The following is a 24056-nucleotide window of genomic DNA, read 5'->3' on the forward strand; positions in this document are numbered from 1 at the left end:
ATGGGCCAAAAGATAAACCCCACCGGATTCCGACTCTCGGTAAGCAAGAATTGGACATCACGTTGGTATGCAAACAATACTGACTTTGCAAAAATGCTCAAAGAAGATGTGGATGTTCGCATCTATTTGAAAAAGAAATTGAAGAATGCATCCGTTAGCAAAGTCATCATTGAGCGTCCCGCTAAAAATGCACGCATTACGATTTATAGCTCACGCCCAGGTGTCGTGATTGGTAAAAAAGGCGAAGACATTGAAGTGCTCCGCCGCGAACTGCAAAAGCGCATGGGCGTTCCTGTTCATGTGAACATTGAAGAAATTCGCAAGCCTGAAGTCGACGCACAATTAATTGCTGACTCGATTACTCAGCAGTTAGAGAAGCGGATTATGTTCCGTCGTGCAATGAAGCGTGCCATGCAAAATGCAATGCGCCTTGGCGCACAGGGCATCAAGATCATGTCTTCAGGCCGTTTGAATGGTGCTGAGATTGCGCGTCGCGAATGGTATCGCGAAGGTCGCGTTCCACTTCACACCTTGAAGGCGGACATCGATTACGCAACATCGGAAGCAGAAACAACCTACGGCATTATTGGTGTCAAGGTATGGGTATACAAAGGCGACACATTGGGTCGTGGTGCGGATGCTCCAGTAGCAGCGCCAGCAGAGCCAGTCGTTGATGAAAAAAAGCCACGCCGCGCTCCATCCAAAACAATCGCGCGTAAACCAGCAGGCGATGCAAAGCCATTAGTAGCTGCAAAGCCAGCCGTTAAGCGTGTTAGCAAAGCAGCCGCTAAGCCAGAAGCTGCCGCTGATACACAGAAGTCAGGAGAGTAAAGCATGTTGCAACCAAAGCGTCGCAAATATCGCAAAGAGCAAAAGGGCCGTAACACTGGGGTCGCAACGCGCGGCAGTTCAGTTGCCTTTGGTGACTTTGGATTAAAGGCAGTTGGTCGCGGTCGATTAACCGCGCGCCAAATTGAGTCGGCACGTCGTGCGATGACTCGCCATATTAAGCGTGGTGGCCGTATTTGGATTCGTATTTTCCCAGATAAGCCAATTTCGCAAAAACCAGCTGAAGTCCGTATGGGTAACGGTAAAGGTAATCCAGAGTACTACGTTGCTGAGATTCAGCCAGGCAAAGTATTGTATGAAATGGACGGAGTCGATGAGACCTTGGCGCGCGAAGCTTTCAAGCTAGCTGCAGCGAAGTTGCCTATTCAGACCACATTTGTGATTCGCCACTTAGGCTAATCGGGATAGAGATAATGAATAACAAAGAATTGCAAACCAAAGACCTGAATGCCTTAAACAGCGAACTGTCTGAGCTCCTCAAAACGAGCTTCAAACTGCGCATGCAAAAGGGTACTCAGCAACTTCAAAACACTAGCCAATTGGGTAAAGTTAAGCGCGACATCGCTCGCGTGAAGACATTCATTACTCAAAAGACTGCCCAGAAATAAGGAAGGGATATGACAGAAACCTCCAAACCCTTACGCCGGACATTAATTGGCCGTGTTGTAAGTGACAAAATGCAAAAAACAGTTACGGTCCTGGTAGAGCGCCAAGTAAAGCACGCGCTCTATGGAAAGTACGTTGGCCATTCCAAAAAGTACCATGCTCACGACGAAGCCAGTCAGTACAAGATGGGCGATACGGTTGAAATTGCTGAATCTAAGCCAATCTCACGTACAAAGTCATGGGTTGTTACCCGTTTGGTAGAGGCATCAAAGGGTATTTAAGGTTTTTAAGGGGGAAATGCGCAAGATTCCTTGCCATAGCCCCTGTTTCAGTAGTAGAATAGAAGGCTTTTCGCGGTACAGAGAAGTAGTTTTTCCATAAAATCCGGGTTTTAGCGTCGCTAAATGCCCATTGACGGAACCAAAACTGTTTGCCTTTGGCAAATAAGTTGGGAATTAAGAAATGATTCAGACCGAAAGTAGATTGCAGGTTGCCGATAATACTGGCGCCAGTGAAGTGTTGTGCATCAAGGTATTGGGCGGCTCTAAGCGTCGCTACGCCAGTATCGGTGATGTCATCAAAGTCAGCGTGAAGTCCGCTGCTCCACGTGGCCGAGTAAAAAAAGGTGATATTTATAACGCAGTAGTGGTGAGAACTGCTAAGGGCGTTCGCCGCCCAGACGGCTCATTGATTAAGTTCGATGCCAATGCCGCAGTACTGCTGAATGCCAAGCTTGAGCCGATAGGAACTCGCATCTTTGGACCAGTTACGCGTGAATTGCGTACCGAGAAGTTCATGAAGATCGTTTCCCTCGCGCCTGAAGTGATTTAAGGGGTAGATATGAAAAAGATTCGTAAAGGTGACTCCGTTATTGTTCTGACCGGCCGCGATAAAGGCAAAAAAGGAACAGTGACGGATGTACTCGAGAACAAATTGGTAGTTGAAGGTGTCAACGTCTATAAGAAGAGCGTTAAACCCAACCCAAATACAGGCACAACTGGCGGCATGATCGACAAAGTGATGCCAATTCACGTATCCAACGTGGCTTTGGTGGATGCAAACGGTAAACCTTCTAAGGTTGGTATCAAAGTGGATGCCGGCAAGAAAGTCCGTTTTCTGAAAACCACTGGCGCAACGTTAAGCGCATAAGGGCCCGGAGAAATTATGAGCACACGTTTTCAAGAACACTACAAAGAAAAAGTCGTTGGCGATTTGATGACCAAATTCGGTTACAAGTCGGTAATGGAAGTTCCACGCATTACCAAGATCACCCTAAACATGGGCCTTGGCGACGCAGTGAATGACAAGAAAATCATCGAGAATGCTGTTGGTGATTTGACGAAGGTTGCAGGCCAAAAGCCCGTCGTAACGAAAGCACGCAAAGCGATTGCCGGATTTAAGATTCGTCAAGGCTATCCGATTGGTGCAATGGTTACCTTGCGCGGCGCACGCATGTTTGAATTCTTAGACCGTTTTGTTACGGTTGCATTGCCACGTGTACGTGACTTCCGCGGCATCTCAGGCAAAGCATTTGATGGCCGTGGTAACTACAACATCGGCGTTAAAGAGCAAATTATTTTCCCTGAAATTGAATACGACAAAATCGATTCGCTTCGTGGTCTAAATATCAGCATTACGACAACCGCAAAAACAGACGATGAAGCAAAAGCGCTGTTGGCGGCATTTAAATTCCCTTTCCGCAATTAAGAGGCTAACGTGGCAAAACTATCCCTAATTGAGCGCGAGAATAAGCGCGCTAAATGTGTAGAGAAATACGCAGCAAAGCGGGCTGAACTAAAGGCCATCATCGCCGATACAGCCCGTAGCGACGAAGAGCGCTATGAAGCCCGCCTGAAATTGCAAGCTCTACCACGTAACGCAAGCCCGATCCGCCAGCGGAATCGTTGTTCATTGACCGGTCGACCACGTGGCACATTCCGTAAATTCGGTTTGGCCCGTAGCAAGATTCGTGAAATCGCCTTCCGTGGCGAAATCCCCGGTTTAACCAAGGCCAGCTGGTAAGCGGCGAAAGAATTAGGAGAACTCATGAGCATAAGCGATCCAATCGCCGACATGTTGACCCGGATTCGCAACGCGCAAGCGGTGCAGAAGCCGATGGTTGTCATGCCGTCATCAAAAATTAAAGTAGCTATCGCTAAAGTCCTGAAAGAAGAGGGCTACATCGATGGTTTTGAAATCAAAGGCGAGGCAGCGAAGCCGGTATTGCATATCGAGCTGAAGTATTACGCTGGCCGTGCTGTTATCGAACGCATTCAGCGCGTCTCTACGCCTGGATTGCGGATCTATAAAGGCCGTCACGATATTCCTGAAGTCATGAATGGTTTGGGAGTAGCAATCATTTCTACGCCCCAAGGCGTGATGACTGATCGCAAGGCTCGCGCTACTGGCGTGGGTGGCGAAGTTATTTGCTACGTCGCCTAAGGAGAGCACTATGTCCAGAGTCGGAAAATCCCCCATTCCAGTACCAAAAGGTGCTGAAGTAACAATTAGTGGTTTGAATGTAACGGTCAAGGGCCCATTGGGTACCCTGAGCCATACTTTGAACACCTGCATTGGTTTAAGCCAAGCAGACGGTTTCATCAATGTCGAACGCAAAGATGACACAGTCGAGTCCGCTGCACTGTCAGGTACTACCCGTGCATTAGTCAACAATATGGTGATTGGTGTTACCACTGGCTTTGAGCGCAAGCTCAGCTTGGTAGGTGTTGGTTACCGTGCTGCTGCTCAGGGCGAAACCCTGAAATTGCAACTCGGTTTCTCGCACGACATTATTTACAACCTGCCTAAGGGTGTAAAAGCGGAAACGCCATCACAAACAGAAATCATTATTAAAGGTTCCAACAAGCAGCAGGTTGGTCAAGTTGCAGCAGAGGTTCGCGCATACCGTTCACCAGAGCCATACAAAGGCAAGGGTGTTCGTTATATCGACGAAGTCGTGCATCTCAAAGAAACTAAGAAGAAGTAATCGGGATTAGATATGAATAAAGACGAATCAAGATTAAGGCGCGCTCGGCAGACCCGCATTCGGATCGCTGAAGCATTGGCAAACCGTTTAACGGTTATCCGCAGCAACTGCCACATTTCTGCACAGGTTTATAGCCCATGCGGTACAAAAGTACTCGCAACAGCCTCAACCATGGAAAAAGATCTCCGTGCAGCAATCAAGAACGGCGGAAGCGCATCTGCAGCCCAACAAATCGGCAAGTTAATTGCTGAACGCGCTGTTAAAGCTGGCGTTGTTGACGTTGCCTTTGATCGCTCTGGCCACCGTTATCACGGCCGTATCAAAGCATTAGCTGAAGCCGCGCGTGAAGCCGGCCTGAAGTTCTAACAGATTGGTTTAGGAAAAAACATGGCAAAAATGCAAACCAAAATGCAATCCGAAGAGCGCGATGATGGTCTTCGCGAAAAGATGATTGCTGTTAATCGCGTAACGAAAGTAGTGAAGGGCGGCCGTATTTTAGGTTTTGCTGCACTCACTGTAGTTGGCGATGGCGATGGCCGTATTGGAATGGGCAAAGGAAAATCGAAAGAAGTTCCTGTGGCCGTTCAAAAAGCAATGGACGAAGCTCGTCGCAAGATGATCAAAGTAACGCTCCGCAAGGGCACTTTGCAACACACCGTAATCGGTCAGCATGGCGCGTCACGGGTAATGATTTCCCCAGCCAAAGACGGTACAGGTGTTATTGCCGGCGGTCCAATGCGCGCTATTTTTGATGTAATGGGCGTAACCAACGTGGTTGCAAAGTCGATTGGCTCAACCAATCCTTACAACATGGTTCGTGCAACCATCGATGGTTTAAGCAAGATGAGCACTCCTTCTGAAATTGCTGCAAAGCGCGGCAAGTCAGTTGAAGAGATTCTCGGCTAAGACCACTAGATTAGGAATTTATAAATGACAACGCAATCCAACTCCAAAGTCAAACTGCAATTGGTTCGCAGTTTGATTGGTACTCGTGAAAGTCACCGTGCGACTGTTCGCGGTTTAGGCTTACGCCGTATCAATTCGGTTTCAGAATTACAAGATACGCCTGCAGTACGCGGAATGATTAATAAAGTTTCTTATTTGGTCAAAGTCATCGGCTAACGATCAGCAAGATATATAGGCAAATACTATGCAACTCAACACAATTAAACCTGCAGAAGGTTCTAAGAAAAATCGCCGCCGCGTTGGACGCGGTATCGGTTCTGGCCTTGGTAAAACAGCTGGTCGTGGACATAAGGGACAAAAGTCCCGTTCAGGCGGCTTTCATAAAGTTGGTTTCGAAGGCGGTCAAATGCCAATGTATCGTCGTCTGCCAAAGCGCGGCTTCGTGTCCTTGACACGCCGTCACGTTGGCCAGATTACATTGAATGATCTTGAAAAGATTGGCTTGCCAGAAGTAGATCTTTTGGTTTTGAAGCAGCATGGTTATGCCGGTGAGCAGATCAATGCCGTTAAGGTAATTAAGACCGGCGAGCTCAAGCGCGCTGTCACTTTAAAAGGCTTAACCGCAACAGCAGGCGCAAAAGCGGCCATTGAAGCTGCTGGCGGTAAGTTGGTTGATCAGGCTTAATTGAGACAGTAATGGCACTCGGCTCTTCCAACACGCAAGGCGCTGCGCAAGCAGGGGGCAAGTTCGGCGATTTACGCCGACGCTTGGTTTTCCTGCTGCTCGCTTTGATCGTGTTCCGAATCGGTGCGCATATTCCAGTACCTGGTATTGATCCAAATCAGTTGGCTGAATTATTTTCAGGCCAAAAAGATGGCATCTTGGGAATGTTTAATCTGTTCTCAGGTGGCGCACTGTCCCGCTTCACCGTATTTGCACTTGGCATCATGCCTTACATTTCTGCATCGATCATCATGCAGTTAACAACAATCATTGTTCCATCGCTCGAGGCGATGAAAAAAGAAGGTCCTGCTGGCCAGCGCAAAATTACGCAATACACCCGCTATGCAACCGTTGTTTTGGCAACCTTCCAAGCGTTGGGTATTTCTGTGGCACTGGAAGCCCAGCCTGGTCTTGTAATTGACCCCGGTATGGCATTTCAGATTTACACCGTGATTACCTTGGTTACTGGAACGATGTTCCTGATGTGGCTTGGTGAGCAAATTACTGAGCGCGGTTTAGGTAACGGCATTTCAATCATTATTTTTGCTGGAATTGTGTCTGGTTTACCCAGTGCAATTGGTGGCTTGATGGAGTTGGTTCGTACTGGCTCCATGAGCATCTTGGCTGGTCTATTCATTGTGCTCATCGTGATTGCAGTGACTTATTTCGTAGTATTTGTTGAGCGTGGCCAGCGACGCATCCTGGTGAATTATGCAAAGCGCCAGGTTGGTAACAAAGTGTATGGCGGTCAGTCATCCCATTTGCCTTTGAAGCTCAATATGGCTGGAGTTATCCCCCCCATTTTTGCTTCATCGATTATTTTGTTCCCTGCAACGATTGCTGGCTGGTTTACCTCAGGCGAACCCACCAATATGTTTAGTAGCGTGATTAAAGACTTAGCGGCGACATTGGCTCCAGGTCAGCCGGTGTATGTGATTCTGTATGCCACAGCCATTATTTTCTTCTGCTTCTTTTACACCGCTTTGGTATTCAACAGCCGTGACACAGCAGATAACTTAAAGAAGAGCGGCGCTTTTGTTCCAGGCATTCGCCCAGGCGATCAAACTGCCCGTTACATCGACAAGATTTTGGTACGTTTAACTTTGGGCGGCGCAATCTATATGGTGCTGGTCTGTTTACTACCTGAGTTCTTGGTCTTGAAGTACAACGTGCCGTTCTATTTTGGCGGTACCTCGCTCTTGATTATTGTCGTTGTGGCAATGGACTTTATGTCGCAAGTGCAGTCGTTTGTAATGCAGCAGCAGTATGGCTCTTTAATGAAGAAGGCCAACTTTAAGATGGGTATTACACAGTAACTATGTCAAAAGATGATGTTATTCAAATGGCTGGTGAAGTAGTTGAGAATTTGCCGAACGCGATGTTTCGCGTAAAGCTGGAAAACGGACACGTAGTATTGGGGCACATTTCTGGAAAGATGCGGATGCATTACATTCGAATCCTTCCAGGGGACAAGGTGACGGTGGAGATGACTCCGTACGACCTGACGCGCGCACGCATTATTTTCCGCGCGAAGTAGTAATTAGCAGTAAATATTTTTGAATAGGTGAGTTATGAAAGTATTGGCATCCGTAAAGGTCATTTGCAGAAATTGCAAGATCATTAAGCGCAAGCGCGTTGTGCGTGTGATTTGCTCGTCAGATCCACGTCATAAGCAGCGTCAAGGCTAATTCGGTTAATTAAGAGGAATTCTCATGGCACGTATCGCTGGGGTAAACATCCCAAATCATCAACATACCGTTATCGGTTTAACGGCTATTTTTGGCATTGGCACAACACAAGCGCGCAAAATCTGCGCGTCGACTGGTGTTCCAATTGACCGTAAAGTAAAAGACTTAACCGATAGCGATTTAGAAAAATTGCGCGACGAAGTTGGCAAGCTGACGACAGAAGGCGACCTGCGTCGTGAAGTTACGATGAGCATCAAGCGCTTGATGGACTTGGGTTGCTACCGTGGTGTTCGCCATCGCAAAGGCCTGCCAGTTCGTGGTCAGCGTACCAAGACAAATGCACGTACCCGCAAGGGCCCACGTAAGTCCGGCATCGCACTTAAGAAATAATCGAGAGAGTTAAACGACATGGCAAAACAGCAAACTAGTTCAAACGCAGCCGCCCAGCGTGCGCGTAAGAAAGTTAAAAAGAACGTAGCAGACGGCATTGCGCACGTACACGCCTCTTTTAACAACACCATTATTACGATTACAGATCGTCAGGGTAATGCGCTTTCATGGGCAACTTCAGGCGGCCAAGGTTTTAAAGGATCACGTAAGTCAACTCCATTTGCTGCTCAGGTAGCGGCTGAAGTTGCAGGTAAAGCTGCAATTGAATGTGGCATTAAGAATTTAGAAGTTCAAATTAAGGGCCCTGGCCCAGGTCGTGAATCCGCTGTTCGTGCCTTGAATTCCTTGGGAATCAAGATTACGGAGATTCAGGACGTAACGCCTGTGCCACACAATGGTTGCCGCCCACCAAAGCGTCGCCGTATCTAATTTTTTGTAGTTCGCAGTATCCGTTTAGTTATTTTTTATTAAAGCCCACTGTTCATCTGATGTAAGGGATGGACTCACCGCCGGTCGAAAGACTGCGGCAAAGAAAGGAAAGCATCGTGGCACGTTACTTAGGCCCTAAGGCCAAACTATCACGTCGGGAAGGTACCGACTTATTTCTGAAGAGCGCACGCCGTGCTCTATCGGACAAATGCAAACTAGACACCAAGCCAGGTCAACATGGACGCACATCGGGCTCCAGGACTTCGGACTACGGCAATCAGTTGCGCGAGAAGCAAAAAGTAAAGCGCATGTACGGCATTTTAGAGCGTCAGTTCCGCCGCTATTTTGCTGAAGCTGAGCGTCGTAAAGGCAATACCGGCGCGACATTGCTGCAGCTTTTGGAGTCCCGTTTAGACAACGTCGTGTATCGCATGGGCTTTGGTTCTACACGTGCTGAAGCACGTCAGCTGGTGTCGCATTGCGCCGTCATGCTGAATGGCAGTGCAGTGAATATTCCATCGATGCAGGTCAAGCCTGGTGATGTTATTGCGATCCGCGAAAAAGCAAAGAAGCAAACGCGCATTCAAGAATCACTCAATTTAGTACAGCAATCAAGTGCGGTCAACTGGGTTTCCGTTGATGCGGCAAAGCTAGAAGGAACATTTAAACAAGTGCCTGACCGCGATGAAATTAGCGGTGAAATTAATGAAAGTTTGATCGTCGAATTGTATTCGCGCTAATTAGGCACTCTAAGGAAGAAAATATGCAAACAAATTTGCTCAAGCCAAAAATTATTTCTGTTGAAGCAATTACAGCAAATCAAGCAAAAGTTGTAATGGAGCCGTTTGAGCGTGGCTATGGCCACACTTTAGGTAATGCCTTACGCCGTGTATTGCTGTCATCCATGGTTGGTTTTGCTCCTACAGAAGTTGCTATTGCTGGCGTTGTTCATGAGTATTCCACTCTGGATGGCGTCCAAGAAGACGTTGTTAACTTATTGTTGAATTTGAAGGGCGTTGTATTCAAGCTCCAGTCACGCGATGAAGTCACGATCAATTTACGCAAAGAAGGTCCTGGCGTTGTTACTGCAAAGGACATTGATTTGCCCCACGACGTTGAGATCATTAACCCAGATCACGTGATTGCGCATTTGTCCGCGGGCGGCAAGCTGGATATGCAGATCAAAGTTGAAAAGGGCCGTGGCTATGTTCCAGGTAACATGCGCCAGTATCACGATGAAGCGACCAAGTTAATTGGACGCATTGTGCTTGATGCATCGTTCAGCCCAGTTTCGCGCGTAAGCTATGCAGTAGAGTCCGCTCGCGTTGAGCAACGTACCGACTTAGATCGTTTGGTCATGACCATTGAAACCAACGGCGTGTTATCGCCAGAAGAATCGATTCGTCAAGCCGCTAGCATCTTGGTTGATCAGCTGGTTGTCTTTGCTGCGCTCGAAAGCAGTGAAGTGATGGGTGATTTGGCTCCAAGCCGCTCATCGACGGTTGATCCAATGTTGATGCGCCCAGTCGATGATCTCGAGTTGACAGTGCGCTCGGCTAACTGCTTGAAGGCTGAGAATATTTATTACATTGGTGATTTGATCCAACGTACCGAAAATGAATTGTTAAAGACGCCTAACTTGGGTCGCAAGTCCTTGAATGAAATTAAGGATGTATTGGCAGCCCGTGGTTTGAGTCTTGGCATGAAACTTGAGAGCTGGCCACCCGCTAGCCTCGAGAAATAATTAGAAAGGAAGCACCATGCGTCACGGAAACGGCTTACGCAAACTCAACAGAACTTCATCCCATCGTTTGGCGATGTTGCGCAATATGTCCAATTCGCTTTTAGAGCATGAAGTGATTAAAACCACTTTGCCAAAAGCAAAAGAATTGCGCATGGTTGTTGAGCCTTTAATTACCTTGGGTAAAAAAGACAATTTGGCAAACCGCCGCTTGGCTTTTAACCGCACACGCGATCGCGATATCGTTACCAAGCTCTTCGCCGAACTCGGTCCACGTTATGCAACACGCCCAGGCGGTTACTTGCGCATTTTGAAGTTTGGCTTTCGCCATGGCGACAATGCGCCAATGGCTTTGGTTGAGCTGATGGATCGCCCAGAAGTCGAAGAGACTGCAGTCGAAGCTGACGCAGCTTAAGTCTTTGGGGTATAGTCAAAAGCCAGGCTTCGGTCTGGCTTTTTGCTTTGTTAATAAGCCCAATTTATGAATCACACAGTGAACAATGGATTCTTGCAATGACTGAATTGCTCTTGGTGATGACAAGCCTTCCAGACCCAGATGCCGCCAAGGCATTGGCAAAGCGCTTAATTGATAGTCATTTAGCGGCCTGCGTGCAAATACAGACAGGCGTGCAATCCATTTACCGTTGGGAAGGGCGCATCTGCGAGGAGCAAGAGGTGGTATTGGTGGCAAAAACTACCGCTGCGCAGTGGCCTGGGATTTCAGCCTTTATCAAGCAAAATCACCCCTACGATGTTCCTGAAATTATTGCTCAGCCACTTACCCATAGCGATACGGACTATGCTCGGTGGGTTATTGCAGAGACAACAGGTACGACCAATTAGATGATGCTATTTCAAGCCCATTCCCGAATCAATGCGTGGCTATTGTCTGCCATGGCGATCGCAGCTAGCTTCCTATTGATGCTGCCGGCCAGCGCTCAGAAAGCATTTTTACATCCCGATAAAGCGTTTCCAGTAACCGTCAGCTGGCTTGAAAATAAGACGCAACTGGAAGTTAATTTTTTAACGGCAAAGGGATACTACCTCTACCAAGAGACCTTCCAGTTTCGGTTGATGCAAGGCGATGGTGCTAGTCAAGCCTTGACGGCAACATTACCCAAAGCGGAAGTGAAGTTTGACGAGACCTTTCAGAAAAACATGCCGATCTATCGCTACCCCATCGACGTCATTTTGACTCTGCCGGGCGGGGTTGCGTTAGCGGAAAAAGGTCAAGGGATTCAGATTGAAGTCGATTTACAAGGCTGTGCGGATGGCGGAATTTGCTACCCACCCACTACCTTGAAATTCAATATCGCTGCGCCGGGTGTACAAGTCATGCCCATGCCGGATGAATTAATTCCGAGTGCTAGTAGCGCCACTAGCAATCAACAAGTAAGCGTTTCAGATCGTTTTAAGGGCTTGTGGCAGCAGCGTGATGATGTGAATGCTATTGACCAATTTTTAAAGGAAACACCAACCGCTTATTTATTCATTGCTTTCTTTGTGCTTGGTCTGGCATTAGCATTTACGCCCTGTGTATTGCCAATGCTACCTATTTTGTCGAGCATTGTTTTCGGTACGCAAGGCAGTAAACCCATTAAAAAGTCCCGCGCAGCCGTGCTTGCGGCAGCATATATTTTGGGGATGGCCCTTATGTATGCGCTGGCCGGAGTATTGATGGCAGCATTGGGTAGCGGCGCGCAGCAAGCCTTACAAAATCCTGTCGTGTTAATTGCCTTTGCGATATTGCTTTTGGTACTTGCTGGAAGTCTATTTGGTTTTTACGGACTAAGCCTCCCCCAGTCTTGGCATGGTCACATTGATCGGATTGCCGGTCGACAAAAAGGCGGAAGTATCGCGGGTGCTTTTATTTTGGGCGGTGTATCCACCTTGGTAGCTAGCCCATGTATCACCGCGCCACTTGCTGGCGTGCTCGGGTTTATTGCTCACACCGGATCCATGAGTTTAGGCGGCGGCCTCTTGTTTGTGATGGCACTTGGCATGGGGCTACCACTCTTTTTCATTGCTGTAGAAGCGCGCATGCTGATACCAACTACAGGCAAATGGATGATTGGTCTTCAGCGCATACTGGGCATCATGCTGATCATGCTGGCTGCATGGATTGTGTCGCCGATTCTGCTTGGCAATACCAATTCATCAAGTGGTAATGGTGGTGGATTGGCGCGCTCTGAAAAGCAGCTTGGTGATTTGACCTTTAAGGTGATTGGATCGATCGAAGCATTGCAACCCTTCTTTGAAGAAGCTAAGCGCACAGGGAAACCATTGCTGCTCGACTTTTATGCCGACTGGTGCATTAGTTGCAAAGAGATGGAAATCAAGACCTTTGCCAATCCAGCGGTTGCAAAAAAAATGCAGGACTTTATTTTGGTACAGGCCGATGTCACCAGTAACTCTGCTGCGCACCAAGCCTTATTAAAGCGTTATGGCTTATTTGGCCCGCCCGGCATTTTGCTATTTAATGCTGCAGGCGAGGAGCTGATCAATCAACGCGTAGTCGGCTTCATGCCGCCGGATCGCTTCTTGCTGCGTTTGAACACTGCTGCACCCTAAGCAAGTAAGACTGCTTAGGGATTTGCTTTGAGCAGGCGCGCAGCCTCGAGTGCAAAGTACGTCAATATCCCATCCGCACCGGCGCGCTTAAACGCCATCAGCGATTCCATCATGACTGCATCGTGGTCAAGCCAGCCGTTTTGCGCTGCCGCTTTTAGCATGGCATATTCGCCGCTCACTTGGTAGGCAAAGGTGGGGTAAGCGAATGTATCTTTGGCCCGGCGCACAATATCCAGGTAGGGCATGCCGGGCTTGACCATCACCATATCAGCACCTTCGCTGATGTCGAGCGCCAGTTCACGCAACGCTTCATCACTATTTGCGACATCCATTTGATAGGTTTTTTTATCGGCTTTGCCGAGATTTTGGGCCGAACCCACTGCATCCCGAAATGGACCATAAAATGCCGACGCATATTTAGCCGAGTAGGCCATGATGCGCGTGTGAATCAAGTTTTGCTTTTCAAGTGCTGCACGAATGGCGCCAATGCGACCATCCATCATGTCCGACGGCGCCACGATATCGACACCGACGCTTGCATGCATCACAGCCTGCTTCACAAGGATGGCGGTAGTTTCATCATTCAGAATCCGGCCAGCATCATCCAAGACACCATCTTGACCATGGCTGGTGTAGGGATCAAGGGCAACATCGGTCATGATGCCCAGAGTAGGGAAGTGTTTTTTTAGCTCGCGTACTGCAGTCGGCACAAGGCCATTGGGGTTAAACGCCTCTTGCCCATCGGGGGTTTTAAGTTGGCTACTGATGACTGGAAACAGGGCAAGTACTGGGATGCCCAAAGTGACGCATTCTTGTGCAACCGGCAACAGTAAGTCGAGTGACACCCGATTAATGCCGGGCATGGACTTGACCGCTTCCGTTTGCTTTGATCCTTCCAGTAAAAAGACCGGGTAAATCAAATCACTGCAAGACAGGGTATTTTCTTGAATCAGGCGGCGCGACCAATCATCGCGACGCATCCGGCGGGGTCTATGGGCGGGGAACTGGAATAGTGAGCTCATGGGGTATGTCGGTAGTTAAAGGTGCAGTAATGGTTTGGGGTTCAGGAAACAGCCAACTTAGAATCAGTTTATCGGCTTCTTCCAGTCCTATTCGCTTTGTACTCGAAAATAGCTGTGCTGTTAATCGGGAAGATGCCTTAGCGCCGTCACCCAAGTCCGGATCGTACTGCTGTAATTGCTTAGTAACCGCCTCAAGGGCATGACGGCACTCACTTTTATTCAATTTATCGCACTTGCTCAGCAAGATATGAATCGGTTTGCCGGTGGGCACAAACCACTGAATCATTTGCTCATCCAGGTCGGTAATGCCTCGTCTGGCGTCGACAATCTGGATCAGGCCAACCAAGGGGTTGCGTTGCTGCAAATAGTCGCTTAGAAGGCCATTCCAGTGGTATTTGGTTTCGCGGTTGACGGCGGCATAGCCGTATCCCGGCAAGTCCACCAAATAAGCCAATAAGTCCTCTTTGGCAAAAACCCCGAAATAATTGATATGCTGGGTCCGTCCGGGGGTTTTACTGGCAAAAGCCAGCCTTTTTTGATTGCACAGCACATTAATCGCAGTGGATTTGCCCGCATTTGACCGCCCAGCAAAGGCGACCTCACGCAGCCCCAGCTCAGGCAGGCAGTGGATGTCGTTTACGGTAGTGGCGAAACGCGCTTGAAAGAGTTTAGACATGTGTGCAAGCTATTGTAAAATCACGGAAAATAGTGGAAGAAATGGTGGGCGTCGGTAAATTGGCGTTATCCATGCACTCTTAGGAATTTTTGTTAAGGTAAACATAATGCGTCAATCTGTTCAAATCTCCAAATTAAACGGCTTTCGGTCCGGTTTCATGGCCTTTTTAGTTGCCGCCAGTTTCGGCTTTAGTGCCTCTAGCATTGCTGCGGGCCCTGCTACCAAGCCAGCCAAACCCGATGCAGCAATTGGAGAGAAGTTGTATACCAATGGTGATCCACAGCGCGGTGTAATCGGCTGCGCAAGTTGCCACGGTGCGGAAGGCAAGAGTGCTGCCGGCGCATGGCCAAAGTTGGCTGGCCAACACAGCGCTTACACCATCAAGCAGCTTAAAAACTACAAAGATGGCACACGTGCAAATGCCATTATGGCCGGCATGTCAGCCGCTTTAACAGAACAAGATATGGCCAATATCGCCGCGTATCTGAGTAAGCAAACGGTTTCCTTGGGCGTTGCTCAGAACAAAGAGACCATTGGCTTGGGTAAGCAAATTTATGCGGGCGGTATTGCAGAAAAAGGCATCCCAGCTTGCGCTGCATGCCATAGTCCGAACGGCGCTGGTATTCCTGCACAGTACCCACTTCTGAGTGGTCAGTGGGCAGATTATTCCATGGCACAACTTGGTTACTTCCGCGATGGCACGCGGAAAAATAATGCAGCGATGACCGCCATTGCTGCCAAGCTATCGGACGTTGAAATGAAGGCAGTTTCAGATTACATGGCTGGTTTACGCTAAACCTGCTTGCTGCATCAAAGACAAACCCCGCATACTGTGCGGGGTTTTTGTTTTAAGGCAGGGTACGTTCGCCCGCAAAAAGATCGCTCACATTTTCACGATCACGAATCACATAGGCTTTATCGCCATCCACCATGATCTCAGCGGGGCGGGGCCGCGTGTTGTAGTTTGAAGACATCACAAAGCCGTATGCACCAGCAGACAAGATCGCTAAATAATCTCCTTCTGCAATCGCAAGCGCGCGATCACGACCAAGCCAATCACCCGACTCACAAACCGGTCCCACCACATCATAAGTTTGATGCGAAAGTTCTTTTGTCTGAATCGGCACAATCGCGTGATACGCCTCATAGAGTGCGGGGCGCATTAATTCGGTCATCGCCGCATCCACAATACAAAAATTCTTTTCCGCGCCGGGTTTGAGGTACTCCACACGCGTGAGTAAAACGCCTGCATTACCAACCAATGACCTACCCGGCTCAAGGACCACATCCAGGTGCGCAAAGCCACGTTTGGCAACGTGATTGAGCAGGGCGTTAGTAAATTCAGTAATGTCGGGTGGCGTTTCGGCTCCGTAAGATATGCCAAGGCCGCCTCCTAAATCGAGGTGGTGAATCACGACCCCCTCTTTTTTGAGGTGGACCACCAAGTCCAATACTTTATCAACGGCATCTAAGTAGGGTGCGATGCTGGTGATTTGCGAGCCAATGTGGCAATCAATTCCGACGACATCGATGTGCGATAAGAGCGCTGCCTCGCGGTAGGTCTTCAGAACCTCATGGTAAGCAATGCCAAACTTATTGTCTTTGAGGCCAGTAGAAATATACGGGTGTGTTTGTGCATCGACATCGGGATTAACGCGCAAGGAAATGGGGGCGCGGCAACCCTGCTGTGAAGCGATGCGATTGATTTGATGCAGCTCCGGAATAGACTCCACATTGATGCATTTAACCCCGGCTTTCAGTGCCGCTGTAATTTCAGTGGCAGATTTGCCTACTCCAGCAAATACGAGACTCGAAGGCTCAGCACCAATGGCTAGGGCGCGGGCCAGTTCGCCGCCACTCACTAAATCAAAGCCAGCTCCCAAGCGCCGCAAGCAATCCAAGACTGCTAAATTGCTATTGGATTTCATCGCAAAGTGGATGCGGGCACGCCGCTTACCGGCTGCGTCTACACAGGCACGATCGTAGGCTTGATAGGCCTCGGTGATTGCGCGCTTACTGTAAATGTAGAGAGGCGTTCCATATTGTTCTGCCAGGCTTGCTAAAGAAACATCCTCGGCATACCACTTGCCGCCACGCTCTGAAAAGCCAGCTAAATGGGGGAGGGGGTTAGATTGGGTGTCGACGGTCATTGCTTTGGTGGGTTGGCGCTAGCTGGACTACTAGGCGGGTATAAAACGCCCTTGGGCTCAGCTTGAGTTGGGGGATTGGGGACGGGTGGTACCGTGGGCAAGTACAGGGGGCCCCTAACCCCGCATCCCGTGAGGGATATTAGAAGTCCAATACCCAGTGCTCTGATTAGAATGGCTATCATGGTTATCTTTATTACGAATGATTGAATATAGCATGCAGCAGCCTGATACCAAGCCTAGTAATTCAGCGGCGGAAGCAATTGATGACTCGCAATTTCATCAGTTGGGTGCGCACCTGCTGCAGTCGATCGAACTGGCATTGGAAGCTACCGATGATCTCCTGGACTTGGATCTCGATGTATCGCGTCAGGGGGGTAATGTCATTACCATTCAGTTTCGTGATCGCAGTGTGATTGTGGTCAACACCCAGCCACCCCTCCATGAAATCTGGGTAGCCGCAAAGTGTGGCGGCTTTCATTACCGCTGGGCAGGTAGTATGGCAAAGCCGCTATGGCTGGACACCAAAACCGGCCGTGAGTTGCTCAGTGATTTATCCGAGTTTGCTAGTGCGCAAGCAGGCCAGCCACTAACCATCGCACTGAAATAAGCGCGACCTCGTTTTATTACGCTGCGCCAGTAGCAACCAGTGTTTCAATCACGGTAGCGTCCGGCACTTGCTGAATGCGCGCAGCGCCAATCGATCCCAATGTGATGTAGCGAATTTGCCCTGCCTCTGTCTTTTTATCGACCTGCATTAATTCCATAAAGCGCTCTGTGCCTAGCTTGGGCGGCACGATGGGCAAGTGCATTGCTTTAATCATTTGTTTCAGGCGCTGTGCATCAGCCTGGCCAATGTGACCTAAGCGCGCACTCAGATCGGCTGCCATCACCATGCCGCAGCCTACCGCCTCACCATGCAACCACTCGCCATATCCAAGCCCAGATTCAATCGCATGACCGAAGGTGTGACCAAAATTTAAGGTGGCCCTAATTCCTCCTTCACGCTCATCGGCAGAGACAACCGCAGACTTAATTTCGCAGGAGCGCAAAACCGCGTGGGCCATTGCATCGGTATCGCATGCAAGTAAGGCGCTGGTATTGGCTTCGATCCAATTTAAGAAATCAGCATCGGCAATCGCACCATGTTTAATCACCTCAGCTAGGCCAGCGGAGAGCTCGCGGGCCGGCAGTGTGCGGAGTGTATTTAAATCGGCAATCACGGCTACTGGCTGGTGAAAGGCGCCAATCATATTTTTCCCTAAGGGATGATTGATGCCAGTTTTGCCGCCAACCGACGAGTCAACTTGAGCCAATAGGGTTGTAGGGACTTGAATAAAGCGAATGCCACGCATGAAGCTAGCAGCGCCAAAGCCAGCCATATCGCCCACCACGCCACCGCCGAGTGCAACGATCATGCTTTGACGATCGGCACCATGTGCAAGTAGTTCGTCAAAAATGAGCTGCAGGTGCTGCCAGTCTTTATATGACTCGCCATCCGGTAATTCGAGTAAGCGAACGGTTTTACCCAGTTGGCTTAAGGTGCTCATCAGCGTCTTTGCATACAGCGGTGCAACGGTTGTATTGCTCACAATAAAAACCGTAGTACTGGATTTGAGGTGGGGCTCGAATAGCGCCTTCTGCTCAAGCAAATCCGTGCCAATGTAAATGGGATAGCTGCGGCTAGCTAAGTCGACGTGTAGTGTTTTCATGAGGAGAGTTCAAGTTGCATCAGTAATGTATGGACCAGCTGATTGACACTGGGTTTGCCAGTTTCAATCACATGGTCTGCGATTTCGCGGTAGAGGGGGTCACGTACCCGGTATAAATTTTCTAGGGTTTGGCGTGCATCTCCGGTTTGCAAAAGAGGGCGGCCTTCACCGCCTTTAGTGCGGTGCCAAAGCTCAGTTGGCCCTGCATGTAAATAAATCACAGTGCCTCTGCTGCTGAGTAAGGCGCGATTCTCTGGAAGAATGACAGCCCCGCCACCAGTAGCCAGAACAATTGACTCTTCCTGTGCTGCCTCCTTAATCGCTTGAGCCTCCCGCTTACGAAAGCCGGCCTCACCCTCCATTTCAAAAATGACGGGGATTTTGACGCCACAGCGCTCTTCGATCAATGTATCGGCATCAATAAATCGACGGTCTAATTTACGGGCCAATAATTTACCCACCGTGGATTTACCGGCGCCCATTAGGCCAACAAGATAAATGTTTTTTGTTAAGGAATTCACCTCTTGATTTTATTAGGGTTTGCCGACAACAGTGGGGGTTATAAAGACCAATAGCTCGGTTTTATCGCGTAAGGTGGATTTATGCTGAAAAAAGTGCCCAATTAGTGGGATGTCCCCCAATAAAGGGATTTTGACTACATCCTCGCGTTCTGTGGTTTGGTAGACGCCCCCAAGAATCACGGTTCCACCATTTTCAACCGTGACTTCCGAACTCAGATTTTTAGTATCAATGGCATACCCTTGTTCGGTTTTCATGCCGACCGTATCTTTGTTAATGGAAACCAGCATCGAAATCGTGTCGTCGGGATGAATTTTGGGAACGACCTCAAGGCGTAAGTTGGCCTTACGAAATTGCAGCTTACTGCCTGTTTGGCTCGATGTTTGATAGGGAAGTTCAGTGCCTTGCTCAATCGTCGCTTTTACCTGGTCAGCCGTCATGATGCGTGGATTCGACAAAATCTTCCCTTGACCATCGCTTTCCAATGCGGACAACTCCATCTGCAGTAATCGCGTTGCGCCCTTGGACAAAAGGGTAGCGGCTACTGTACTCGGATCAAGGCCCGCTAGCCCCGATGCCCCCAAATCCCAATTACTGATCAGCATGTTATCGGCATCCCCGCCTATGCCCTTGGCCTGCAATCCCAGTTTGGCACCTAAGTTCCGTGCAAAGCGGTGATCCGCTTCGACGATGCGCGCCTCAATCAAAATTTGCTTTGGACTGCTGAGGTGATCGCCCCCAAAAGGCAATGCGGCATCGTCTCTGCGGTGCTTTTGAAAACTCAGAATTTCGGCATGAGGAGCAATCCAGTAAATATCGCCTTGCCGAATGATACCCAAACCCCTGCTGGCTAAAATCGAGTGCAAGGCGGTATGCCATGCTGTATTTTTAAGGTCCAAGGAAATACGCCCTTGAATGGCCGCACTTAATAAAAAGTTGGTGTTACCCAGGCGCGCTAATTCGTGCAAAAGCGCGCTGACCTCAATGTTGGCAAAGTGGAGGCTAATGGTATTTTGCTGAGCTGGGCGCATGGCGGCTGGCCCGAGGTTGTCGGAGGCCGCATGTACACCATAAAAAGGGCTGAACGTAATGATCAGGAGAAAAAGTAGGCAATACACCAATCCCATGCATTACTCCTTGCTGACGGAAATCGCGACAGACTTGCCGTCATTGGATGTGAGCATGGCGAGCTCGCGTGTGACGGAGGAGAGGCGCCACCCTTCTACTGCGGGGCTGTTTAAGGAAATGTGTTGCATGCCTTCCCCCGTATGAAAAAGACCACTGGTGCCTGAACTGGAATTACTCATGCCCAAGTAGCGCCACCGCTTAAGGGATTGCTCAGCAGGGCTGATTTTTGGCGCCTGCGAACTATGGGCATTACGCGCCCGAGTTGTATTGGCATTTTGCAACACCACACTTTCCAGTGATTCCAGTTCGGATAACAGCAACGCTTGGTTATCTTCCAGCTGGTCCTTCAGACTTAAAACAAGCGCCTTGACCTGATCGACGCTCTGCCCCGCTTCATCCGCTGCAGACGGTTGCAAGCTTTGGGCTGTGCGCAACTCAAATAACCAATAACTATTGAGTAGGGTGGCCGCCGCCATGCAGACGACCATTGCAAGCCAAATGGGCCCTGCTTGTAAAAGGGCTCTTAACTGGAGATTTTTTGTCAGGGGGCTAGATGCCCCCTGAATGGAGTCCGCTTTGCGGTTTTGATGTGAGGGAAACTGCTCGGAAAGGCGATGGGCATCCGCTTCATATGAATGGCGATTCATGGTTTTGTTCTCAGGTATGGAGGTATTGCCACGTAGCTTGGAATGACCGATGGCAGGGTCATCCCCCAATTCACTCAAAATGGCATCAAAAGACTCGGGGGAAATGGATCGCTTCGGCACGCCATGATTTTTGCTGATCGCGCAATCCTGTGCTATCAGGAAAAGACTCCTCTTGTATCGGCTAAATCTGATTTAGAGGGGGATAAGCAGCCGACATATAATCCCAATATGGCGATCTCCCCTAAAGACAAGCCACCAGTCAAGCCCTCGCTCAAGCGATCGCCTGACGGTCGGTCTTACCGTCCACACCCAGATAATGTGTCGCTATCGAGCACCATTCGTGGGCCCTTGATTAAGGCCTTATTGGTCTTTGCTTTAGCCGGCGGGGTGATGGTTACGATGTTGATTGCCTATGCATTCATTATCGCTATTCCGAATTTGCCGCCAATCTCGGCTTTGGTCGACTACAAACCAAAAGAGCCGTTGCGTGTTTTTACGGCCGATAAAGTATTAATTGGGGAGTTCGGTGAAGAGCGTCGCACGGTAGTTCCTTTGTCTGAGATTCCATTGCAGATGCGCAATGCCGTATTGGCAATTGAGGACGATCGCTTTTATTCCCATGGCGGGGTCGATTACTTGGGTGTTTTGCGCGCAAGCTTAGCGAATTTACGGGGCCGCCTTTCTCAGGGCGCATCCACCATCACCATGCAAGTAGCGCGCAATTTCTTTTTAGGTAACGAAAAAACATTTAGCCGAAAGATCTATGAAGTATTGCTGGCTTGGGAGATTGAATCGAAATTATCGAAAGATAAGATTCTAGAAATTTACATGAACCAGATTTTTTTGGGTCAGCGGGCCTATGGGTTTTCAAGTGCAGCGCAAATTTACTTTGGTAAAGACCTAAAAAGTTTAACCATTGCAGAATCTGCCATGTTGGCCGGTTTACCTAAAGCACCTTCAGCATATAACCCGGTTAGTAATTTCCGACGCGCCAAGATTCGTCAAGAATACATTTTGCAGCGCATGCGCGATTTAGCTTACATCACGCCAGAGCAATATCAGGTCGCAATGGCAGAGCAGTTGCGGGTGCGCGGCCTTGGTAATGAGTTCTCGACACGCGCAGACTTTGCTGCAGAGATGGTCCGTCAATTATTGTTTAGTCAATATGGCGAAGCCATTTACTCACAAGGCTTGAGTGTTTACACCACCTTGATTAAAGCAGATCAGGATGCGGCGTATGCAGCGGTACGCCGCGGTATTTTTGATTATGACTTGCGGCATGCTTACCGTGGTCCAGAGGGCTTCATTGATTTACCTGAAGATGAACTCAAGCGGCAGCGCGCAATCGACATAGCTTTGCTGGATTACCCCCCATTGGATGAGCTGCAATCCGGCGTCGTATTGGAAGTGAAGCCAAAAGAGTTGCAGGTTATGATTGCAACAGGCGATGTCATCTCCATTAAAGGCGATGGCTTAAAGTTAGCATCCGCATCCCTAACGGACAGTTCGCAGCCTAAAAAACGCTTACGTCCTGGCGCGGTAGTTCGCCTGCTTTCCGATGGCGGTGTCTGGAAGTTAGCTCAGCTCCCCCAAGTCGAGGCAGCATTTATTGCTTTAGATCCGGAGAATGGTGCAATTCTCTCCTTGGTTGGTGGGTTTGATTTTCGTCGTAATCAATTCAATCACGTTACCCAGGCGCAACGTCAACCCGGCTCTGCTTTTAAGCCCTTCATATACGCCGCCGCAATTGAAAAAGGGTTTAACCCCGGCACCTCAGTCAATGATGCGCCTTTATCGATTGGTAGTTTGGAGACTGGCAGCCAAGCATGGGAACCAAAAAATTACGATGGTAAGTTCGATGGTTTTATGCCGCTACGAACGGCGCTCGCCAAGTCTAAAAACTTAGTGTCAGTGCGGGTGATACGCAAAATTGGACCATCCTATGCGCAAGACTTCATTCAGCGTTTTGGCTTTGAGCCGGAGAAGCATCCACCCTATTTAACAATGGCACTGGGCGCTGGATCGGTCACACCCTTACAAATGGCAACGGCGTATAGCGTGTTCGCCAATGGCGGATACCGTGTGGATCCCTTCTTAATTAGTAAGATGGTCGATTCCAAGGGCGTCGTTCTCTTTGAGGCACAGCCGGTACGCGCAAGTGTCGATGCCACCCGAGTGCTCGATGCGCGCACGACCTTTGTCATGGATAGCATGCTGCAAGAAGTTACGAAGTCGGGCACGGCGGCCAGCACGAGAGGCAAATTAGGCCGTACTGATTTGGCTGGCAAGACCGGAACAACAAATGACTCCCATGACGCTTGGTTTGCCGGCTACAACCCAGATGTTGTTGCAGTGGCGTGGATTGGGTTTGATCGGCCGCGCAGTCTTGGCGATCGCGAAACAGGTGGTGGATTAGCGCTGCCGGTATGGACCTCATTTATGGCAACTGCTCTAAAAGGGAGGCCTGAACAATCTCGATTGGTTCCTGAGGGGGTAGTGCAGTCCGGTGGAGATTGGTTTATTCCCGACTTTGCTCCGGCGGGTGGTTTAGGTACGGTTAACTAGGAGGCCAGCATAATGGCACGCCAGGCGCGCATTGTTATTTCGGGTCAGGCAATGCATGTGCTGGTGCATGGAAATAATCGTGAGACCTTGTTTCATGCGCCGGCAGACTACACCACTTACCTCGATTGGCTGCGCACTGCAGCCGCTCAATTTTCAGTAGCGGTTCATGCTTATGCGCTAATGCCCAATCATGTGCATTTGCTCCTCAGTCCCAAAGAGTCGCAGTCGCTAGCGAAATTAATGCAATCCTTAGGGCGGCGCTATGCGCAATTCTTTAATCAAAAGCACGGACGTACCGGAACAGTTTGGGAGGGCCGTTATCGCTCATCCTTAATTGATCCCGATTACGTTCTACGTTGTCAGCGTTACATTGAGCTAAATCCTGTCCGTAGCGGCCTGGAATCCCGGCCTACTGACCATCCTTGGACGAGTTATGCCAGTCACATCGGCGGAAAAGCGGAAGTATGGTTACAAGACCACCCGCGGTTTTGGGGCCTCGGAAATACCCCGTTTGAGCGTCAAATGGCTTGGGCAAACTGGGTCAAAGAAGGTGCCCCCCACTCGGAGGACCGCGCAATTACAGAAGCCGTTCTACGGTCAAAGCCATGGGTAGGCCCAGAGTATGCAAAAACCCTCTTTAAGGGCAATCTAGACTTTATGCAGATTCGCCCACGTGGGCGCCCGATTAAAAAAGACCCTCCCGAAGTAAGGCCAACTTAATTAACGGGCACTAAGGTTGGTGTGGAGTGA

At 49.3% G+C, this 24056-nt stretch carries 36 protein-coding genes; 28 read left to right on the plus strand and 8 right to left on the minus strand.

What is annotated here, in order from left to right:
- The 24 genes from rpsC (at window position 1) to dsbD (ending at window position 12890) form a co-directional block, all read left to right on the plus strand.
- Window positions 1-831, plus strand: coding sequence for a 30S ribosomal protein S3 (rpsC, locus tag AOC34_RS00295; protein ID WP_108468243.1), 831 nt, complete (start codon window positions 1-3; stop codon window positions 829-831).
- Between the two features lie 3 nt (window positions 832-834).
- Window positions 835-1248, plus strand: coding sequence for a 50S ribosomal protein L16 (gene rplP / locus AOC34_RS00300; RefSeq protein ID WP_108468244.1), 414 nt, complete (start codon window positions 835-837; stop codon window positions 1246-1248).
- A gap of 14 nt (window positions 1249-1262) precedes the next feature.
- Window positions 1263-1457 (plus strand): 50S ribosomal protein L29, encoded by a 195-nt coding sequence (gene rpmC, locus AOC34_RS00305; RefSeq protein ID WP_108468245.1) that lies wholly within the window; start codon window positions 1263-1265, stop codon window positions 1455-1457.
- 9 nt (window positions 1458-1466) lie between these two features.
- Window positions 1467-1736: a 30S ribosomal protein S17 gene (gene rpsQ, locus AOC34_RS00310; RefSeq protein WP_108468246.1), complete on the plus strand. Its 270-nt coding sequence runs from the start codon at window positions 1467-1469 to the stop codon at window positions 1734-1736.
- Window positions 1737-1917: 181 nt separating this feature from the next.
- Window positions 1918-2286: a 50S ribosomal protein L14 gene (gene rplN / locus AOC34_RS00315; RefSeq protein ID WP_011901910.1), complete on the plus strand. Its 369-nt coding sequence runs from the start codon at window positions 1918-1920 to the stop codon at window positions 2284-2286.
- A gap of 9 nt (window positions 2287-2295) precedes the next feature.
- On the plus strand, window positions 2296-2604 hold the full coding sequence (gene rplX / locus AOC34_RS00320) for a 50S ribosomal protein L24 (RefSeq protein ID WP_108468247.1): 309 nt from the start codon (window positions 2296-2298) through the stop codon (window positions 2602-2604).
- A 15-nt stretch (window positions 2605-2619) separates the two neighbouring features.
- Window positions 2620-3162: a 50S ribosomal protein L5 gene (gene rplE / locus AOC34_RS00325; protein WP_108468248.1), complete on the plus strand. Its 543-nt coding sequence runs from the start codon at window positions 2620-2622 to the stop codon at window positions 3160-3162.
- 9 nt (window positions 3163-3171) lie between these two features.
- Entirely contained in the window at window positions 3172-3477 is a 306-nt protein-coding gene (gene rpsN, locus AOC34_RS00330) for a 30S ribosomal protein S14 (protein WP_108468249.1), read from the plus strand.
- A 24-nt stretch (window positions 3478-3501) separates the two neighbouring features.
- Window positions 3502-3897: a 30S ribosomal protein S8 gene (gene rpsH, locus AOC34_RS00335; RefSeq protein WP_108468250.1), complete on the plus strand. Its 396-nt coding sequence runs from the start codon at window positions 3502-3504 to the stop codon at window positions 3895-3897.
- A 10-nt stretch (window positions 3898-3907) separates the two neighbouring features.
- Complete coding sequence (rplF, locus tag AOC34_RS00340) at window positions 3908-4441, plus strand: 50S ribosomal protein L6 (RefSeq protein WP_108468251.1); 534 nt, start codon at window positions 3908-3910, stop codon at window positions 4439-4441.
- 12 nt (window positions 4442-4453) lie between these two features.
- On the plus strand, window positions 4454-4807 hold the full coding sequence (gene rplR, locus AOC34_RS00345; RefSeq protein WP_108468252.1) for a 50S ribosomal protein L18: 354 nt from the start codon (window positions 4454-4456) through the stop codon (window positions 4805-4807).
- 21 nt (window positions 4808-4828) lie between these two features.
- Window positions 4829-5347 (plus strand): 30S ribosomal protein S5, encoded by a 519-nt coding sequence (rpsE, locus tag AOC34_RS00350; protein ID WP_108468253.1) that lies wholly within the window; start codon window positions 4829-4831, stop codon window positions 5345-5347.
- Window positions 5348-5371: 24 nt separating this feature from the next.
- A complete protein-coding gene (gene rpmD, locus AOC34_RS00355) occupies window positions 5372-5563 on the plus strand; it encodes a 50S ribosomal protein L30 (protein WP_108468254.1) in 192 nt (63 codons plus the stop codon).
- Window positions 5564-5591: 28 nt separating this feature from the next.
- Window positions 5592-6032: a 50S ribosomal protein L15 gene (gene rplO, locus AOC34_RS00360; RefSeq protein WP_108468255.1), complete on the plus strand. Its 441-nt coding sequence runs from the start codon at window positions 5592-5594 to the stop codon at window positions 6030-6032.
- 11 nt (window positions 6033-6043) lie between these two features.
- Window positions 6044-7387, plus strand: a complete 1344-nt coding sequence (gene secY, locus AOC34_RS00365; protein ID WP_108468256.1) for a preprotein translocase subunit SecY — start codon at window positions 6044-6046, stop codon at window positions 7385-7387.
- Between the two features lie 2 nt (window positions 7388-7389).
- Entirely contained in the window at window positions 7390-7608 is a 219-nt protein-coding gene (infA, locus tag AOC34_RS00370; RefSeq protein WP_068320132.1) for a translation initiation factor IF-1, read from the plus strand.
- 34 nt (window positions 7609-7642) lie between these two features.
- Window positions 7643-7759 (plus strand): 50S ribosomal protein L36, encoded by a 117-nt coding sequence (rpmJ, locus tag AOC34_RS00375; protein WP_108468257.1) that lies wholly within the window; start codon window positions 7643-7645, stop codon window positions 7757-7759.
- 24 nt (window positions 7760-7783) lie between these two features.
- Window positions 7784-8149 carry a 30S ribosomal protein S13 gene (gene rpsM, locus AOC34_RS00380; protein ID WP_108468258.1) on the plus strand — a complete coding sequence of 122 codons (366 nt, stop codon included), beginning with the start codon at window positions 7784-7786 and terminating at the stop codon, window positions 8147-8149.
- 18 nt (window positions 8150-8167) lie between these two features.
- Complete coding sequence (gene rpsK, locus AOC34_RS00385) at window positions 8168-8578, plus strand: 30S ribosomal protein S11 (RefSeq protein ID WP_108468259.1); 411 nt, start codon at window positions 8168-8170, stop codon at window positions 8576-8578.
- A 116-nt stretch (window positions 8579-8694) separates the two neighbouring features.
- Window positions 8695-9318 carry a 30S ribosomal protein S4 gene (gene rpsD, locus AOC34_RS00390; RefSeq protein WP_108469952.1) on the plus strand — a complete coding sequence of 208 codons (624 nt, stop codon included), beginning with the start codon at window positions 8695-8697 and terminating at the stop codon, window positions 9316-9318.
- A gap of 23 nt (window positions 9319-9341) precedes the next feature.
- Window positions 9342-10322 (plus strand): DNA-directed RNA polymerase subunit alpha, encoded by a 981-nt coding sequence (locus tag AOC34_RS00395; protein ID WP_108468260.1) that lies wholly within the window; start codon window positions 9342-9344, stop codon window positions 10320-10322.
- A gap of 16 nt (window positions 10323-10338) precedes the next feature.
- Window positions 10339-10734, plus strand: coding sequence for a 50S ribosomal protein L17 (gene rplQ / locus AOC34_RS00400; protein WP_108468261.1), 396 nt, complete (start codon window positions 10339-10341; stop codon window positions 10732-10734).
- 98 nt (window positions 10735-10832) lie between these two features.
- Window positions 10833-11162 carry a divalent-cation tolerance protein CutA gene (gene cutA / locus AOC34_RS00405; RefSeq protein WP_108468262.1) on the plus strand — a complete coding sequence of 110 codons (330 nt, stop codon included), beginning with the start codon at window positions 10833-10835 and terminating at the stop codon, window positions 11160-11162.
- Complete coding sequence (gene dsbD / locus AOC34_RS00410; protein ID WP_234408107.1) at window positions 11163-12890, plus strand: protein-disulfide reductase DsbD; 1728 nt, start codon at window positions 11163-11165, stop codon at window positions 12888-12890.
- A gap of 14 nt (window positions 12891-12904) precedes the next feature.
- On the opposite strand, the gene hemB is transcribed toward dsbD, so the two are convergent.
- Together hemB and yihA are read right to left on the minus strand one after the other, a co-directional pair.
- A complete protein-coding gene (gene hemB, locus AOC34_RS00415; RefSeq protein ID WP_108468263.1) occupies window positions 12905-13912 on the minus strand; it encodes a porphobilinogen synthase in 1008 nt (335 codons plus the stop codon).
- Window positions 13881-14588 carry a ribosome biogenesis GTP-binding protein YihA/YsxC gene (gene yihA, locus AOC34_RS00420; protein ID WP_108468264.1) on the minus strand — a complete coding sequence of 236 codons (708 nt, stop codon included), beginning with the start codon at window positions 14586-14588 and terminating at the stop codon, window positions 13881-13883. Before yihA ends, hemB begins: the two co-directional genes overlap by 32 nt.
- Window positions 14589-14694: 106 nt before the next feature.
- Between yihA and AOC34_RS00425 the strand changes: the two genes are divergently transcribed.
- Window positions 14695-15384 carry a c-type cytochrome gene (locus AOC34_RS00425; protein WP_108468265.1) on the plus strand — a complete coding sequence of 230 codons (690 nt, stop codon included), beginning with the start codon at window positions 14695-14697 and terminating at the stop codon, window positions 15382-15384.
- Between the two features lie 52 nt (window positions 15385-15436).
- Here the strand turns inward: AOC34_RS00425 and lysA are convergent, their stop codons facing one another.
- Both lysA and lptM read right to left on the minus strand, forming a co-directional pair.
- Window positions 15437-16738, minus strand: coding sequence for a diaminopimelate decarboxylase (gene lysA, locus AOC34_RS00430; protein WP_108468266.1), 1302 nt, complete (start codon window positions 16736-16738; stop codon window positions 15437-15439).
- Window positions 16735-16920: an LPS translocon maturation chaperone LptM gene (gene lptM, locus AOC34_RS00435; RefSeq protein WP_108468267.1), complete on the minus strand. Its 186-nt coding sequence runs from the start codon at window positions 16918-16920 to the stop codon at window positions 16735-16737. The genes lysA and lptM overlap by 4 nt, the downstream gene beginning before the upstream one ends.
- Before the next feature lie 32 nt (window positions 16921-16952).
- Here lptM and cyaY point away from each other — a divergent pair, with 32 nt between their 5' ends.
- The gene (cyaY, locus tag AOC34_RS00440) at window positions 16953-17345 is read left to right on the plus strand and encodes an iron donor protein CyaY (RefSeq protein WP_108469954.1); all 393 of its coding nucleotides are present in this window, start codon (window positions 16953-16955) and stop codon (window positions 17343-17345) included.
- Window positions 17346-17361: 16 nt separating this feature from the next.
- On the opposite strand, the gene aroB is transcribed toward cyaY, so the two are convergent.
- Genes aroB through AOC34_RS00460 form a run of 4 tightly spaced genes read right to left on the minus strand, consistent with a single transcriptional unit; the run spans window position 17362 to window position 20861 of the window.
- Window positions 17362-18447 carry a 3-dehydroquinate synthase gene (gene aroB / locus AOC34_RS00445; protein WP_108468268.1) on the minus strand — a complete coding sequence of 362 codons (1086 nt, stop codon included), beginning with the start codon at window positions 18445-18447 and terminating at the stop codon, window positions 17362-17364.
- On the minus strand, window positions 18444-18929 hold the full coding sequence (locus AOC34_RS00450) for a shikimate kinase (protein WP_108468269.1): 486 nt from the start codon (window positions 18927-18929) through the stop codon (window positions 18444-18446). Before AOC34_RS00450 ends, aroB begins: the two co-directional genes overlap by 4 nt.
- Window positions 18930-18980: 51 nt before the next feature.
- Complete coding sequence (locus AOC34_RS00455) at window positions 18981-20093, minus strand: type II and III secretion system protein (protein ID WP_108468270.1); 1113 nt, start codon at window positions 20091-20093, stop codon at window positions 18981-18983.
- Between the two features lie 3 nt (window positions 20094-20096).
- Entirely contained in the window at window positions 20097-20861 is a 765-nt protein-coding gene (locus AOC34_RS00460; protein ID WP_108468271.1) for a hypothetical protein, read from the minus strand.
- Between the two features lie 108 nt (window positions 20862-20969).
- Here AOC34_RS00460 and AOC34_RS00465 point away from each other — a divergent pair, with 108 nt between their 5' ends.
- Together AOC34_RS00465 and AOC34_RS00470 are read left to right on the plus strand one after the other, a co-directional pair.
- On the plus strand, window positions 20970-23306 hold the full coding sequence (locus tag AOC34_RS00465) for a penicillin-binding protein 1A (protein WP_108469955.1): 2337 nt from the start codon (window positions 20970-20972) through the stop codon (window positions 23304-23306).
- Between the two features lie 12 nt (window positions 23307-23318).
- Entirely contained in the window at window positions 23319-24026 is a 708-nt protein-coding gene (locus AOC34_RS00470; protein WP_108468272.1) for a transposase, read from the plus strand.
- Window positions 24027-24056: the final 30 nt, after the last annotated feature.

This window comes from Polynucleobacter difficilis, from assembly GCF_003065365.1.
GTDB classification, from domain to species: domain Bacteria; phylum Pseudomonadota; class Gammaproteobacteria; order Burkholderiales; family Burkholderiaceae; genus Polynucleobacter; species Polynucleobacter difficilis.

Bases quoted from the DNA above. Each gene is read 5' to 3' on its own strand.
- cyaY (WP_108469954.1), top strand. From the start codon at position 16,953: ATGCAGCAGCCTGATACCAAGCCTAGTAATTCAGCGGCGGAAGCAATT.
- rplX (WP_108468247.1), top strand. From the start codon at position 2,296: ATGAAAAAGATTCGTAAAGGTGACTCCGTTATTGTTCTGACCGGCCGC.
- lptM (WP_108468267.1), bottom strand. From the start codon at position 16,920: ATGATAGCCATTCTAATCAGAGCACTGGGTATTGGACTTCTAATATCC.
- rplO (WP_108468255.1), top strand. From the start codon at position 5,592: ATGCAACTCAACACAATTAAACCTGCAGAAGGTTCTAAGAAAAATCGC.
- secY (WP_108468256.1), top strand. From the start codon at position 6,044: ATGGCACTCGGCTCTTCCAACACGCAAGGCGCTGCGCAAGCAGGGGGC.
- cutA (WP_108468262.1), top strand. From the start codon at position 10,833: ATGACTGAATTGCTCTTGGTGATGACAAGCCTTCCAGACCCAGATGCC.
- rpsQ (WP_108468246.1), top strand. From the start codon at position 1,467: ATGACAGAAACCTCCAAACCCTTACGCCGGACATTAATTGGCCGTGTT.
- hemB (WP_108468263.1), bottom strand. From the start codon at position 13,912: ATGAGCTCACTATTCCAGTTCCCCGCCCATAGACCCCGCCGGATGCGT.
- rpsE (WP_108468253.1), top strand. From the start codon at position 4,829: ATGGCAAAAATGCAAACCAAAATGCAATCCGAAGAGCGCGATGATGGT.
- rplF (WP_108468251.1), top strand. From the start codon at position 3,908: ATGTCCAGAGTCGGAAAATCCCCCATTCCAGTACCAAAAGGTGCTGAA.
- dsbD (WP_234408107.1), top strand. From the start codon at position 11,163: ATGATGCTATTTCAAGCCCATTCCCGAATCAATGCGTGGCTATTGTCT.
- rpsC (WP_108468243.1), top strand. From the start codon at position 1: ATGGGCCAAAAGATAAACCCCACCGGATTCCGACTCTCGGTAAGCAAG.
- AOC34_RS00425 (WP_108468265.1), top strand. From the start codon at position 14,695: ATGCGTCAATCTGTTCAAATCTCCAAATTAAACGGCTTTCGGTCCGGT.
- AOC34_RS00450 (WP_108468269.1), bottom strand. From the start codon at position 18,929: ATGGGCGCCGGTAAATCCACGGTGGGTAAATTATTGGCCCGTAAATTA.
- rplN (WP_011901910.1), top strand. From the start codon at position 1,918: ATGATTCAGACCGAAAGTAGATTGCAGGTTGCCGATAATACTGGCGCC.
- rplE (WP_108468248.1), top strand. From the start codon at position 2,620: ATGAGCACACGTTTTCAAGAACACTACAAAGAAAAAGTCGTTGGCGAT.
- aroB (WP_108468268.1), bottom strand. From the start codon at position 18,447: ATGAAAACACTACACGTCGACTTAGCTAGCCGCAGCTATCCCATTTAC.
- AOC34_RS00465 (WP_108469955.1), top strand. From the start codon at position 20,970: ATGGCGATCTCCCCTAAAGACAAGCCACCAGTCAAGCCCTCGCTCAAG.
- rpmC (WP_108468245.1), top strand. From the start codon at position 1,263: ATGAATAACAAAGAATTGCAAACCAAAGACCTGAATGCCTTAAACAGC.
- AOC34_RS00470 (WP_108468272.1), top strand. From the start codon at position 23,319: ATGGCACGCCAGGCGCGCATTGTTATTTCGGGTCAGGCAATGCATGTG.
- rpsH (WP_108468250.1), top strand. From the start codon at position 3,502: ATGAGCATAAGCGATCCAATCGCCGACATGTTGACCCGGATTCGCAAC.
- rpsK (WP_108468259.1), top strand. From the start codon at position 8,168: ATGGCAAAACAGCAAACTAGTTCAAACGCAGCCGCCCAGCGTGCGCGT.
- rpsM (WP_108468258.1), top strand. From the start codon at position 7,784: ATGGCACGTATCGCTGGGGTAAACATCCCAAATCATCAACATACCGTT.
- rpmJ (WP_108468257.1), top strand. From the start codon at position 7,643: ATGAAAGTATTGGCATCCGTAAAGGTCATTTGCAGAAATTGCAAGATC.
- lysA (WP_108468266.1), bottom strand. From the start codon at position 16,738: ATGACCGTCGACACCCAATCTAACCCCCTCCCCCATTTAGCTGGCTTT.
- rplQ (WP_108468261.1), top strand. From the start codon at position 10,339: ATGCGTCACGGAAACGGCTTACGCAAACTCAACAGAACTTCATCCCAT.
- rpmD (WP_108468254.1), top strand. From the start codon at position 5,372: ATGACAACGCAATCCAACTCCAAAGTCAAACTGCAATTGGTTCGCAGT.
- AOC34_RS00395 (WP_108468260.1), top strand. From the start codon at position 9,342: ATGCAAACAAATTTGCTCAAGCCAAAAATTATTTCTGTTGAAGCAATT.
- yihA (WP_108468264.1), bottom strand. From the start codon at position 14,588: ATGTCTAAACTCTTTCAAGCGCGTTTCGCCACTACCGTAAACGACATC.
- rplR (WP_108468252.1), top strand. From the start codon at position 4,454: ATGAATAAAGACGAATCAAGATTAAGGCGCGCTCGGCAGACCCGCATT.
- rplP (WP_108468244.1), top strand. From the start codon at position 835: ATGTTGCAACCAAAGCGTCGCAAATATCGCAAAGAGCAAAAGGGCCGT.
- AOC34_RS00455 (WP_108468270.1), bottom strand. From the start codon at position 20,093: ATGGGATTGGTGTATTGCCTACTTTTTCTCCTGATCATTACGTTCAGC.
- infA (WP_068320132.1), top strand. From the start codon at position 7,390: ATGTCAAAAGATGATGTTATTCAAATGGCTGGTGAAGTAGTTGAGAAT.